The following is a 13,440-nucleotide window of genomic DNA, read 5'->3' as shown; positions in this document are numbered from 1 at the left end:
GATAATATTGGTGCACAAAACGTGGGGGGATTCCATTTGAAAAAGATTTTTTCCAGAATTGCAGTCGCATTAATGATCTTGACCCTTGTTGCGATAGTCACTTGCTTTTATATTGGTGAATTCACCTATGCGTATGGATTAATTTTGGTGCTGTTTTTCGTATTTGCGGGGATGGGGCAGCTCTATAAGCTTAAAAATGATGAGTATATGTACAAGAAATTAAATAACACCGATGAGTATAATGAATATACTAGATGATATAAATTTAACAGAAGCTTCCTATGTATAGCCAAACACCCCACTTTAGACAGTGCCTAAAGTGGGGTGTTTTTGTATGTGCCTATGTTTATTTCTTACCGTTGCGTGCAAGAATCATATCTACGAACAGATCAATCTGTGCGGTAATCGCAATCGGATCATAGCGGTAGTAGGTATCAAAATCATTGTAGAATAGATGATCGTTCTTCGCAGCATCAAGTCCGTTCCAAACTGGAGATTCCTTCAGTTCTTTCAGCTTATCCCCTTTTTTGTCAGGATCATAAGTGGTGAGGAACATGTAGTCAGCTGCATATTCTGGCAATAGCTCCATGGACAGCTGCAACGTTTGGTTGTCGTTGCTGTTCTTAGTAGGCATTTTTAGCTTAAGTGCGTTATAAAGGGCTTGTCCGCCACGGCCAGCATTATTTCCGAAGGTCCATAGCTCCCCTTTATCAGTCAGCTCATAGATTCCAAAAGTATCATTTTCATTTACGACACCTTTAAGCTTCTCGCGGCCTTCAGCAGCCTTTTTCTCAAAGTCAGCAATAAATTGTTCAGCTTTGTCAGGCACACCTACAATGTCGCCGAACAGTTTAACAGTTTCATAGATATTTGTAGCGGTTCCGTATGGAATATGAATGGTTGGAGCAATTTTGGATAATGCATCGTAGTTATCATCGTACATAACGACGATCAGGTCAGGTGTAAGTTCCAGAGCTTTCTCGGCGTTAACCGGAGCACCGACATCTTGTGTGTTTGTGAGCAGGTCTTTCAAGAAGGGATTATCAAAGGTACTAGGTTCGACACCTACAACATTTGCTCCTACGGAGAGCAACTCCCCACCATAATAATCTGTAATAATCCGCTGTGGTTTTACAGGTATCTGTACAGTACCTTTAGTGGTTTCATAGCTACGCATTTCAGCAGCTGAAGCCTCAGGAGCAGTCGTTGGCTCAGTGCTCGGTGCTGTAGTTGCTTCTGTTGTTTCTGTTGGTTTATTAGATGAAGCATTGTTTGTTCCCCCGCAAGCTGTCACAAATACAGATAATAACATTATGAGTGCCAGGATGGGGAAGAGGGTCTTTCTTTTTAGCATGATAAACCTCCCTATATATATGTACAAACAAATAATAATGAGAATCATTATCAATATTATTTTCAATTTGAACTTTATCAAATCCTAGAATTCCTGTCAATGCAATAAAATAAATGCCTCCTATTAAATCTATCTATTGCCAAACCTAGGAAGGCTCATTTACAATAGCATAGTGATAATGAGAATCAATTTCATAGAAATAGGGTGGCATTCATGAATCAACAGATATCTTCCAAGATTAGACCTAATAAAGGGTCAGCCATACAAGAGTTCCGTTCTCGTCCTTGGGCTGCCACGTTAATCTTGGTTGGCGGTCTGGTACTATTAGCACTAGGTATCGCTGTTTCAGTCTCCTTCGGAGCGGCTGATATTAAACTTTCTGTGGTGTGGGCAGCTGTGTTTCACTTTGATCCGGAGATCATGGATCATCAGATTATTAGAGAATTACGATTACCCCGTGTACTTGGCGGGGCCATGATAGGGGCCAGCTTTGCAGTTGCGGGTGCCATTATGCAGGGGATGACCCGAAATCCACTCGCAGATTCAGGTTTGATGGGCATCAACTCAGGCGCAGGATTTGCGCTGGCGCTTTGTTTTGCATTTTTCCCGAATTTATCGTTTATGTATTTGATCCTATATTCCTTCGTTGGTGCCGGAGTAGGGGCTGGGGTTGTGTATGGGGTCGGATCATTGGCCAAGGGAGGGCTGACTCCTGCTCGTCTGGTGCTGGCAGGTGCTGCTTTTAGTGCACTGCTGTCAGCGCTGAGTGAAGGGGTAGCTTTATATTTTCACATTGGGCAAGATTTGGCTTTCTGGTATGCGGGAGGCGTGGCTGGGACGAAATGGATTCAGCTTAAAGTCATGTTCCCTTGGATAGGAGCGGCGTTAATTGGGGCTATGGTATTATCCCGGTCGATCACAATGCTCAGCCTAGGTGACGATGTTGCTAAAGGGCTAGGCCAGCGCACAGGGCTTGTTAAGCTGGCAGGGACTTTAATTGTATTGATTCTGGCTGGATCATCAGTTGCCGTAGTAGGAGCCGTTGGGTTCATTGGACTAATTATTCCCCATTTGACCCGTTTTTTTGTAGGTGTGGATTACAGATGGATCATTCCATGTTCAGCTATTCTCGGCAGTCTGCTTGCAGTATTTGCAGATTTAACAGCGCGGATGATTAATCCCCCTAATGAAACGCCGCTGGGAGCTATTATTGCACTGATCGGTGTACCTTTCTTCCTTTATCTTGCACGTAAAGAAAGGAGGGAACTGTAATGATAGAGAAAACTTCATTCGATTCCTTCCAAGCCGCCAAAAATAAACGTGGCTTAGTTATAATGATTATTTTAGCTGTACTGATTGTTATTGCTTTTATTATTAGTATGAATACAGGATACATACGTTTGACACCTATGGAGCTGCTTAATACGTTATTCGGTAAAGGGACGGATAAGCAAGAATTAATCTTGTTTCAATTTCGGTTACCGCGGATTGTAATCTCCGTTCTGATAGGCGCAGGTTTGGCTGTATCCGGAGCTGTGATGCAGGGCGTCTTTCGTAATGCTTTGGCCGACCCCGGCATCTTAGGGATTAATGCTGGCGCAGGAATTATGGTTATGCTGTTAATTTCTTTTTACCCAACGGCAACCGCGGCTCCGGTGTATCTGCTGCCTATGGTAGCTTTTGTTGGTGCGGCAATTACTGCTGCCTTGATTTATATCTTAGCTTATAAACGGCATGAAGGAATAAAACCCATGCGCCTGTTGCTGACCGGTGTAGCGGTTGCAGCTGGAATGAGTGCAGCGATGATCGTGCTGACTCTTCGGCTGGATCCGGAGAAGTATCAGTTTGTGGCTACTTGGCTCGCGGGAAGTATTTGGGGCACAAGCTGGAAGTTTGTACTTTCTTTACTTCCGTGGATCGTAATTCTCGTGCCGTATGTCATCTATAAAGCAAGGGTAATGAACGTCCTTAATTTGGGTGAACAGACAGCCGTAGGACTTGGGGCTGCTGTAACCAAAGAACAATTCCGGCTTCTTGCGGCTGCGGTTGGTCTAGCTGCGGCAAGTGTTGCTGTGAGTGGTGGGATTGGCTTTGTCGGCCTTGTCGGCCCCCATTTGGCGCGACGGCTAGTTGGACCCAAACATCAGCTCATGCTGCCAACCTCAGCGCTGCTCGGCTCACTGCTAGTCATTATAGCGGATACCATTGGACGCTGGATCTTACAGCCATCTGAGATCCCCACTGGAATCGTTGTTGCTGTAATTGGAGCGCCATACTTTTTGTATTTGCTAGCCCGTACTAAATCTTGATGAAAGAGGATGGTCACTCACCGGAAGGAGCGAATTTTTACAATGTTGCGTCGTTTTTTTGCTTACTATAGACCCTATAAGGGATTGTTTATTCTTGACTTTTCCTGTGCTATTGCTGCTGCACTGCTGGAACTAGTCTTCCCACTGGCCGTTAACCGGGTAGTGGATGATATGCTGCCAAGTGGGAATTGGAAATGGATTCTCTATTCTTGCCTCGGTTTGCTGGGGATCTATATCGTCAGCGCCTTTATGCATTTTGTCGTCACTTATTGGGGGCATAAGCTGGGGATCAATATCGAGTCGGATATGAGAAAAAAGCTGTTTGATCGTGTACAGAAGCTCTCTTTCAACTTCTTCGATAATAATAAGACAGGCCATTTGGTCTCACGGATGACAAATGATCTGATGGACATTGGTGAGATTGCCCACCATGGTCCTGAAGATTTATTCATAGCAGTGATGACGCTGCTGGGTGTATTCGGTATCATGCTTAGCATTAATTGGCAATTAGCGATTCTGACCTTTGTAATTGTCCCGCTGATGATTTATTTATCCATGTACTTCAGTCGCAAAATGTCCAAAGCGTTCCACATCATGTTCGCGGACATTGCTGACTATAACGCACGCGTAGAGAACAATGTAAGCGGGATCCGTGTTGTGCAAGCTTTTGCTAATGAGAATCATGAAATTTCCCGCTTTGCAGTTAATAACGAACGCTTCCGTATTACGAAGCTAATGACCTATCGAATTATGGCTTGGAATTCATCCTTTAGCTTTGTGCTCATGAAGCTGGTCTCGTTATTCGTTCTTGTGTGCGGAACCTATTTTGTAATCCAGAAGCAGATGACTTACGGTGAATTTATAGCCTTTGTGATGTTGTCTAATGTCTTCTTAGGACCTTTGCAACAGATTAACTCGGTCATTGAGACCTATCCTAAAGGGATCGCTGGTTTCAAACGTTATCTTGAACTGCTGGAGACTGAACCAGATGTTGATGACGCAAAAGACGCTAAGCCCGTGTCTCATCTGTCAGGGAATATAACCTTCCAGGAGGTAGCTTTTGCTTATAGTGATAAAGAAAAGGTGTTAACCAATGTGAACTTATCGATTTCAGCAGGAGAGACCGTTGCGCTTGTGGGTCCATCCGGTGCGGGTAAAACAACACTTTGTAGCTTGCTGCCACGCTTTTACGATGTAAGCGAAGGCAACATCTCTATTGATGGAATAGATATTCGCTCCATGACGTTAGAATCACTTCGTTCCCATATCGGGATTGTACAACAAGATGTATTCCTGTTTGACGGAACTATCCGTGAGAACATTGCTTACGGCAGATTGGGAGCTTCCGATGAAGAAATTTGGGAGGCTGCGGGGCGCGCTCAGCTGGAAGAACTGATCAAATCTCAGCCCGCCGGGCTGGACACCATGATCGGAGAGAGAGGCGTCAAGCTTTCTGGCGGCCAGAAGCAGAGGTTGTCCATCGCCCGGATGTTCTTGAAGAATCCGACGATTCTCATTCTGGACGAAGCTACGTCTGCACTGGATACTGAAACGGAGTCCGCTATACAAGAGGCGCTCGCCGAGTTGTCTGAGGGACGCACAACACTTGTTATTGCTCATCGCCTTGCGACGATCAGAAATGCGGACCGTATTGTTGTCGTTGCGGAAGGCGGCATCGCAGAACAAGGTAAGCATGAGGAACTGCTGCAGACTGCCGGAATTTACAGCCGATTGCATGAAGCGCAGTTTGGAGCTTAAGTAGCTGAAGGGATCACTAGAATATAATTTTGGAGGGACACGATGAATAAACAACTGGAATTATACGATGTAACCATTATTGGTGGCGGACCTGCTGGGATGTATACAGCTTTTTATAGTGGAATGAGAGACTTGAAGACAAAGTTAATTGAAGCGAAGGATGAGCTCGGAGGAAGAATGCTTATTTATCCCGAAAAAATGATCTGGGATGTAGGAGGCGTAACCCCAACGCTTTGTCATCAACTAATCGGTCAGCTCAAGGAGCAGGCTCAAACCTTCGATCCTACTATTGTGCTGGGTCAGCAAATTATGAATCAAGAGAGACAAGAGGATGGAACATACATCTTGACCTCTTCTACTGGGGAACAACATTGGACCCGCACAGTCATTTTGGCGATTGGTTACGGAATTCTGCAGATGGCAAAGCTTGAAATTGAAGGTGCAGATCGTTATGAGGTGACAAATCTTCATTATACCGTTCAAGAGCTGGAGCCGTTCCGCGGTAAAAGAGTGCTAATCTCCGGTGGAGGCAACTCCGCAGTAGATTGGGCGAATGAATTGGAACCTATCGCTGCAAGTGTGACGATTGCGCATCGCCGCGAACAGTTTGGCGGACATGAGAAAAACATTGTGCGGATGAAGGAATCCTCAGTCAATGTCCGTGCGCCATATGCAGTAAGCCAATTACACAGCAGTAATGGTGAAACGATAGATCAGGTTACGATCAGCCATATAGAGACAGGTGAAACTGAGCAGTTTGAAGTGGATGCTGTCATTGTGAATCATGGTCTGAAAAGTGATTTTGGTCCTTTAAAAGAATGGGGCCTTGATATGGGCGAGTGGTGTGCGAATGTAACCGATAAGCTGGAAACCAATCTTCCGGGTATATTTGCAGCAGGAGACTTTGTGGATTATGCGAGCAAGGTTCGTTTGATCGCAGGTACTTTCACTGATGCGGCTCTGGCGCTTAATAGCGCTAAGCTGTACATAGACCCAACCGCGGCCAAAGTCGCTTATGTATCTTCTCACAATGAACGGTTCAAAGAGAAGAATAAAGCGCTTGGAGTGGTTGACGACCACTAAGGATAGAGGCTTCTCAAACCATAAAATCTGAAGCTTTATATAAAGCGTATAGGGGATCTTATCCATTTCGAGCGGAGAGAACCCTTATACGCTTGCTTTATATTTTATGGATTATTAAGTCTAGCAATCTGGGAGGGAGCAGGAATGAAGCTATCTAATAATAATCCGAATCATAGAATTTATCTGTTAAAAGAGGTAGGGAAACGCCAATGCGGCGGCGGTCACATCAATAAACCCCAGATTGCCCAGTCCCCACTCTTCCTGACACCAATAGAAGCTATCATTCAAATAACCATAGAAGGAGAGACAATAGCTCTTAAAAATGGTGAAATTCTTTTTCTAAGCGCAGGTGTGACTTATCAAATTAATGCTCCATTAGAGACCGTCTCTGTTCTAGCAATCTCCTATGAGGTATATGGGCTAAGCAATAGCACGGAGCAAGAATTGGTCTATGGACTTTGCCGTGAAATTTTTCCGGTCAATGGGATTTTACCTATACGTACGACGAATAAAATAACCCGCTTATTCAGCGAATTGGAGGACGTTGCTGCCAATAATTTAGAAGCGCAGGCAGATAGAATTCAATCCTTGCTGTATCAGCTACATCAACTGGTCGTAGAGGCTGACGCTGAAACAGACATTACGGATAGTTCATATTTCAGAATGCTCTCTTATATCCACCAGAATTTCCAAAGGGAGATTACGCGGGAGATGATGTCTCGAATGATGGGCTTCAATCCTCGTTATTTCTCAGTATGGTTCCGCAAGCAGACGGGTTGGAGCTTCACCGAATATGTAGCTCATTTAAGAGTAAATAAAGCGAAAAAACACTTGATGTCCAGCAAAGCAACAATACAGGAAATTTCGCAAAAAGTAGGCTATACAGATGGACTATATCTGAGCCGCAAATTCAAGCAAGTCACCGGGATGACCCCGACAGAGTTCCGTTTGCGTCCCAAACCGAAGCGAATAGTAGCGTTGCAGTTTTTAGGAGATTTGCTTGCGCTGGGGGTGAAGCCTATCGCGGTTGAAGAAGATGTGATGAATTACTCCTTGCTTTTGCTGCCGGAACTGGCGGATGTACGATCATTTGAGTTGCAGGGATGTCCGGCGGAAGCGGAATGGCCTGGGCTGGAAGCCGATTTAGTCATTGCACCAACCTATCTGAGTCCCCGTCAGCTTAAATGCATGGAGAGGTTGGGTCCACTAGTTACGGTAGAGTGTGATAAAATGGACCGCCTGGAACAGATTCGTTTATTCGGCAGACTGCTGGGAGAAGAGGAGCGGGCAGAGGCATGGATAAGGCACTATCATTTGAAAATAGATTTGGCCAAGCAGCGCTTGTCCTCACTAATTGAATCTGGTGAAACGGTAGCGGTGTATGAGATTAGGCAAGATAACAGTATTTATATCTGGAATCATACAGCCCGAGGGGTGTACAATCTGTATCCAATGCTGGGGTTAATTCCACCGGACAAGGTAAGGTCAGATGTTCTGGAGCGGAATGATCATTTATGCATCTCACTGTCGGAATTGCCAATATACGCGGCTGACCATATGTTTGTGGTTGTATCAGGACAAGAGGACTGGATGTCGAGGACACGTAAACGGATTAGTAAAAGTGCGTTTTGGCGCAATCTTCCAGCATTCAGGAATGAACGCATATATTACCTGAAGCTTGAGGAATTTTGGGGCAGCGAAGGGCTTGCGCTCGAACGCCAATTGGAGATACAGACAGATTTGTTAACCAGCCATAATTTAAGCTGACAATCGTCCATAGCAAAATTGATGTATTAGCGTGTATATATGTTTTTCCGCGGAGACGGTATATTAAACAAAGATCTAAATGATATTGATTATCAATATCATGATAATATAAAGTCTCAAGGGGGATTTACATTGTACCAAATAATATCGTTAGGAAAAACAAGCATGATAGCCGTTATGCTTACGCTGGTGCTGCTGTTGAGCGCATGCGGACAAGCAGCTAATCAGGGGAATGCTCCAGCTAGCACGTCTGCTGAAGTGACTAAAAGCACTAATAATGATTCTGTAGTTGCCAGCTCGGAGCCGGCTGCTGATGCAGAGTACTGGACATACCAAAGCGATAAAGGCCCGGTGCAGATCCCACGCAATCCACAAAGAGTTGTGATCCCGGTACAAGACTTTATTGGTGATCTTCTGACGCTTGGCGTGACGCCCATTGCCGTTGCCGGGAATGACATCTTGAACCATCCATATTTCAAAGAGGCGCTGACAGGTGTAGAAGTAGTAGGCGATGACATGACCGTCTCCCTGGAGAAAATAACAAGTCTCGAACCGGACTTGATTATCACTTATCAGGAAGATACCTATGAACAAATCTCCAAGATTGCTCCAACGGTCTTTATTCCTTGGGGCAAATACGATTATAAGGAACGATTGATCGAGATCGGGAAAATCTTGAACAAGGAGCAGCAGGCTGTAAAGTGGGTGGCGGATTTCAATCAGAAGCTGGAAGCGAAGAAAGCGGAATTGGCTGATCTGATCGCAGCTGATAAAAAGGTGGCGATCTTTGAAATTGCCGGGAAAGAGCTGTATTTATACGGTTCGTCATATGGGCGTGGTGGAGAGATTATATACAACGGATTGGGGCTGCATGCACCTGATCTTGTCCAAGAGGCAGCCTTTAAAGAAGGCTGGGCTTCCCTCTCACTTGAAGCGTTGCCCGAGTACTTAGGTGAAGCTGATTATATCTTCCAAGGCTTCAGCCGTGGCGTGGAGCAGGATAAGCTGGACATTCTGGACAGTGTCTTCTGGCAAAGCCTACCTGCTGTTAAGGCGGGTCATGTATTCACCTACGATCTTAAAACTTATTATCTCTCCGATGCTTATGCGCTGGACAAGCAGCTGGATGAGATAGTTACGTTGCTGAAGTCTCTTCAATAAGTTAATTTCAAAGGAGTATAAGGGGATGTTTGCTGAGCTATAGAGCTCAGGGACATCCCTTTTGTGTGTTCGTATTCCAAGTTAAGCGAGGTTATAGATTCCATTTGTTGCATAAAAAAGCGGTGTAGAACAAATAGTATGAGTAGGAGGTGTTAATGATGGATCCCTTTAACTCTACTATTTTGGACGATAATCTTAAAGAGCTTCAAGAAAGGCTAGGCCATAGCCCTGATATTGTTATTCGTAGAATTAAATCCATAACCACAGAGGTTGAGGTAGCTGCCGTATATATTGAGGGATTAATAGAAAAATTGAGGGTCAACGAGTTTGTGGAGCATGCGATGTCGTTCGATAAACTAAGTGAAGAACACCCGGTGGTAACATCCGCTGAAGATATCTTTTTGTATATGAAAGAAGTGGCGAGAGGGATCGGAGAAGAACAGACACTTGAAGATTGGGATATGCTTTTTGAGGCTTTATTCTCTGGGGATACCCTTCTTTGGGTCAACGGGATAAGGGAAGCTATCAGAGGGAATACAAGCGGCGGTGAGGTTAGAACGGTATCGGACGCTACAACTCAAGTAGCCATTCGTGGCTCCAAGGAAGGTTTCACAGAATCTATTGGGACGAATATCTCTCTGGTGCGCAGGAAAATAAAAAGCCCTAATCTCTGGGTGGAGTCGATGAAGATAGGTGACGTCACGCAAACGAATGTATCTATTATGTATATTCATGGAATCGTCAATGATAATACCTTAAAGGAGCTCAGAACTAAGCTGCAAAGCATTGATATAGACGGGATTCTGGAATCTGGATACATTGAGCAATTTTTAGAAGATACTCCCTTTTCTCCATTCCCAACATTATATAATACGGAACGTCCTGACAGTGTTGCAGGAAATCTTTTAGAAGGTCGAGTTGCTATTTTTGTGGACGGGACCCCGTTTGTGCTGATTGCACCTACAACCTTTTTTATGTTTTTACATGCCGTAGAAGATTATTACCAGCGTTATGATATTACGACTTTGATCCGATTATTGAGATTTATTTGCCTTGTTATTTCGTTATTTGGCCCTGCACTTTTTATTGCGATTCTAAACTTTCATCAAGAAATGATCCCAACGGCCTTACTTATTAATTTTGCTTCACAAAGGGAGGGGGTTCCATTTCCGGCTTTTATTGAGGCTATGCTGATGGAATTCACCTTTGAGATTATACGTGAAGCAGGAATTCGTATGCCATCTCCTATAGGTCAGACTGTATCGATCATTGGGGGCTTAGTGTTAGGACAGGCAGCCGTACAAGCCGGTATTGTCTCTCCTGCAATGGTTATTGTAGTTTCACTTACAGGAATATCGAGCTTTGCTACTCCTGCTTTTAATATGGCTCTTTCGATACGCATCTTGCGTTTCATCATTATGTTTATTGCAGCCTTCATGGGGCTTTATGGAATAACGATCTTTACTTTTATTTTGGTTGCTCATATGTGCAGCTTGAAATCGTTGGGTTTTCCGTATATGTCTCCATTTGGTCCTTTTATCGCTGAGAATCAGAAGGACTCGATCTTGCGTGTGCCCTTGAAATATATGAAAACTCGGCCGCGTCTTGTTAGCCAAAAAAATAATACTCGACTTAAGGTGAATGATGGAAAGCCGGGGAATGGCAAATGAAGGTCGGATGGATGATGCGTTCATTTATTTATATATGCTGCTTAATGTTGCTGACAAGCTGCTGGAACAGTCGGGAGTTAAACAATTTAGGCATTGTGACCGGTATAGGTGTGGATAAAGTGCCGAATAAAGAGGAATATCATGTTACTTTTCAGATTGTGAATCCATCCTCAACAGCCACAAGTGCAGGAGCTAGCACCGGACAACCCACGATCACTATTTATTCTTCTACGGACCGTACGATCTTTGGTGCTTTTCGCAAGACCTCAAAAAAGGCGGCAAGACAGATGTTTTTTGCACACACGCAGCTATTAGTTTTAGGCGAATCTACAGTGAAGAGCGGTATTGATGGGATTTTTGACATCTTTGAAAGGTCCCATGAGCTGCGGCTCAACACGAATGTTATTGTAGCCAGAGATACGGAAGCATCCTCTATTCTGAAACTATTGCTTCCCGTAGAAAGCCTGCCTGCAATTGGGATTATTAAAAAGAGTAAAAATACCGCTAGAATATATGGAGAAAGCCGGGATATCAATGTTTTTGAACTAATTAATGGTCTCAGTGGAGAAGGGTCAGTGGTGATATCCGGAGCCAGAATTCTTGGAGATGCTGAAGAAGGAACTAAAAAATCCGGGATGGAGCAAACTAAAGTAAAAGCACTTGTCACAATGAGCGGGCTTAGCGTATTGAAAAAGGGGGTTCTTCAGGGATGGCTGGATGGCCCTCTTGCCCGGGGAGCACTATGGGTACAGAACGAGATTAATGAAACCAGTATTAATGTAGATTCAAATGAGGTTAAAGATTCGATAGCCGTTAACATTAATTATTCAAAAACAAAAATTAAGATTGAACTCCGCAATAAAGTACCCGTCATTCATGTAAATGTTGCGGAAGAGGGGACGCTTAGTGAGGCACAGAGTTATATTGAGCTAAGTGATAGAGAGGTAATCGTTCAGTTGGAACAACAAGTGGCTCTTAAAACTAAACAGGAAATAACCCAAGCCTTACAGGCTGCTCAAACTATGAAATGCGATATTTTCAATTTCGGGAATGAACTGAAGCGCACAAATCCAAAAGCATGGGAGACTGTTAAGGACGATTGGGAGTCAGTGTTCGCGGAAGCGGAAATGGACGTTTCTGTAGAGGCCTATATTCGCAGTGTTGGAATGAGATTAGAGCCGAAATTGTTAAAGGAAAAATGAAAGCGTTCAGTGAGAAAGGAGGGAGAAGGCCACTTTATGAAAAAAGAAACCATCAGCGCGAGTCAATTATTTGCTTTGATTTTTTTGTTTGAATTGGGAACGGCCCTTGTGGTACCGATTGGACTTGAAAGTGGCCATGCTGTCTGGATTGCTATTCTGTTAGCTTTGCCCGGTGGACTTCTTTTGTATTTGATTTATGTTTATTTATACCGGCAATATCCGGGCATGATTATTAGCGGGTATACAAGAAAGATACTGGGCAATGTAATAGGCTGGCCGTTAAGCTTAACATACATTCCAATCCTTCTCTTCAATGGCTCTCGAAATCTGCATGAATCAGGTGAGTTGTTAATAGCTGCTTCTTACGACAGAACACCCGTGTTCGTCATTTATGCAATGATGGTGGTTGCGGTAATTTACATCTTAAATAAGGGGATTGAGGTGTTTGCGCGGGCGGCTGAGATTTATATGCTGATTATAATATTGTTGGGCTTGACCAGTTGCTTTTTGGTTATTGCCGCCGGACTTGTAAAACTAGATAACTTGTTTCCGTTACAGGCCTCGGATTGGAAGAATGCATTAAAATCAGCCTATCTGAATATATGGCTATTTCCGTTCGGGGAGATGGTATGTTTCACTACGATTTTACCTCATATCAAAAAAACTAAGGTAGCAAAAAGAACCGGAGTCATCGCAATGACTTTATGCGGATTATTACTCAGTTTTACCCATGCCATCGAAATATCCGTTCTAGGAACAGAAATGTACAGTAGAGCCAATTTTCCGATGTTCACTACGATAACGTTAGTAAACCTGGCCAATTTCATTCAACGTTTGGACGCACTTGTGCTCTTAACCTTAATCATTGGAGTATTTTTTAAAATGTCAGTATATTGCTATGCTGCAATGGTAGTCACCGCGGATCTATTCAAGGTGCAAGACAGCAGAAAGCTCGCCGTTCCCGTTGGTATTGTTGTTTTGTTCGGGGCTTTTATTAGTTCAGCGAATTATCCGATACATATGGACGAAGGAAGGATATTTCTGAAATATATTTTGCCGTATTTCTGTGCCGCTGTACCTATTCTCTTGTGCATCGTTCATTACATCCGCAGAAAATTAGGGAGCATAGGTTAGTT

The 13,440-nt window shown here is 43.9% G+C and carries 11 protein-coding genes; 10 read left to right on the top strand and 1 reads right to left on the bottom strand.

What is annotated here, in order from left to right:
* The first annotated feature begins 36 nt into the window (after positions 1-36).
* Positions 37-258, top strand: coding sequence for a hypothetical protein (locus MKZ09_RS23790; protein WP_042190339.1), 222 nt, complete (start codon positions 37-39; stop codon positions 256-258).
* Between the two features lie 88 nt (positions 259-346).
* Here MKZ09_RS23790 and MKZ09_RS23785 read toward each other — a convergent pair whose 3' ends face one another.
* Positions 347-1,354 carry an ABC transporter substrate-binding protein gene (locus MKZ09_RS23785; RefSeq protein ID WP_076204180.1) on the bottom strand — a complete coding sequence of 336 codons (1,008 nt, stop codon included), beginning with the start codon at positions 1,352-1,354 and terminating at the stop codon, positions 347-349.
* A gap of 213 nt (positions 1,355-1,567) precedes the next feature.
* On the opposite strand from MKZ09_RS23785, the gene MKZ09_RS23780 reads away from it, so the two are divergent.
* The 9 genes from MKZ09_RS23780 to MKZ09_RS23740 all read left to right on the top strand — a co-directional run bounded on the left by MKZ09_RS23780 (position 1,568) and on the right by MKZ09_RS23740 (position 13,438).
* Entirely contained in the window at positions 1,568-2,626 is a 1,059-nt protein-coding gene (locus MKZ09_RS23780) for a FecCD family ABC transporter permease (RefSeq protein ID WP_076134738.1), read from the top strand.
* A 62-nt stretch (positions 2,627-2,688) separates the two neighbouring features.
* The gene (locus MKZ09_RS23775; protein WP_370511172.1) at positions 2,689-3,663 is read left to right on the top strand and encodes a FecCD family ABC transporter permease; all 975 of its coding nucleotides are present in this window, start codon (positions 2,689-2,691) and stop codon (positions 3,661-3,663) included.
* Between the two features lie 42 nt (positions 3,664-3,705).
* Positions 3,706-5,421 (top strand): ABC transporter ATP-binding protein, encoded by a 1,716-nt coding sequence (locus MKZ09_RS23770; protein ID WP_076134736.1) that lies wholly within the window; start codon positions 3,706-3,708, stop codon positions 5,419-5,421.
* A gap of 42 nt (positions 5,422-5,463) precedes the next feature.
* Positions 5,464-6,504, top strand: a complete 1,041-nt coding sequence (locus MKZ09_RS23765; protein ID WP_076129508.1) for an NAD(P)/FAD-dependent oxidoreductase — start codon at positions 5,464-5,466, stop codon at positions 6,502-6,504.
* Between the two features lie 144 nt (positions 6,505-6,648).
* Complete coding sequence (locus MKZ09_RS23760; protein WP_076204182.1) at positions 6,649-8,271, top strand: helix-turn-helix domain-containing protein; 1,623 nt, start codon at positions 6,649-6,651, stop codon at positions 8,269-8,271.
* Positions 8,272-8,403: 132 nt separating this feature from the next.
* Entirely contained in the window at positions 8,404-9,432 is a 1,029-nt protein-coding gene (locus tag MKZ09_RS23755; RefSeq protein ID WP_256719193.1) for an iron-hydroxamate ABC transporter substrate-binding protein, read from the top strand.
* 155 nt (positions 9,433-9,587) lie between these two features.
* The gene (locus tag MKZ09_RS23750; RefSeq protein WP_111504915.1) at positions 9,588-11,102 is read left to right on the top strand and encodes a spore germination protein; all 1,515 of its coding nucleotides are present in this window, start codon (positions 9,588-9,590) and stop codon (positions 11,100-11,102) included.
* The gene (locus tag MKZ09_RS23745; RefSeq protein WP_076134733.1) at positions 11,099-12,304 is read left to right on the top strand and encodes a Ger(x)C family spore germination protein; all 1,206 of its coding nucleotides are present in this window, start codon (positions 11,099-11,101) and stop codon (positions 12,302-12,304) included. Before MKZ09_RS23750 ends, MKZ09_RS23745 begins: the two co-directional genes overlap by 4 nt.
* Positions 12,305-12,340: 36 nt before the next feature.
* Positions 12,341-13,438, top strand: a complete 1,098-nt coding sequence (locus MKZ09_RS23740; RefSeq protein ID WP_076204183.1) for a GerAB/ArcD/ProY family transporter — start codon at positions 12,341-12,343, stop codon at positions 13,436-13,438.
* Positions 13,439-13,440 lie beyond the last annotated feature (2 nt).

Source organism: Paenibacillus sp. FSL R5-0908, assembly GCF_038006245.1.
Taxonomy (GTDB): Bacteria; Bacillota; Bacilli; order Paenibacillales; family Paenibacillaceae; genus Paenibacillus_AQ; species Paenibacillus_AQ odorifer.
Note: the sequence above shows the minus strand (reverse complement) of the source record. Positions and strands in the feature narration are given on the sequence as shown.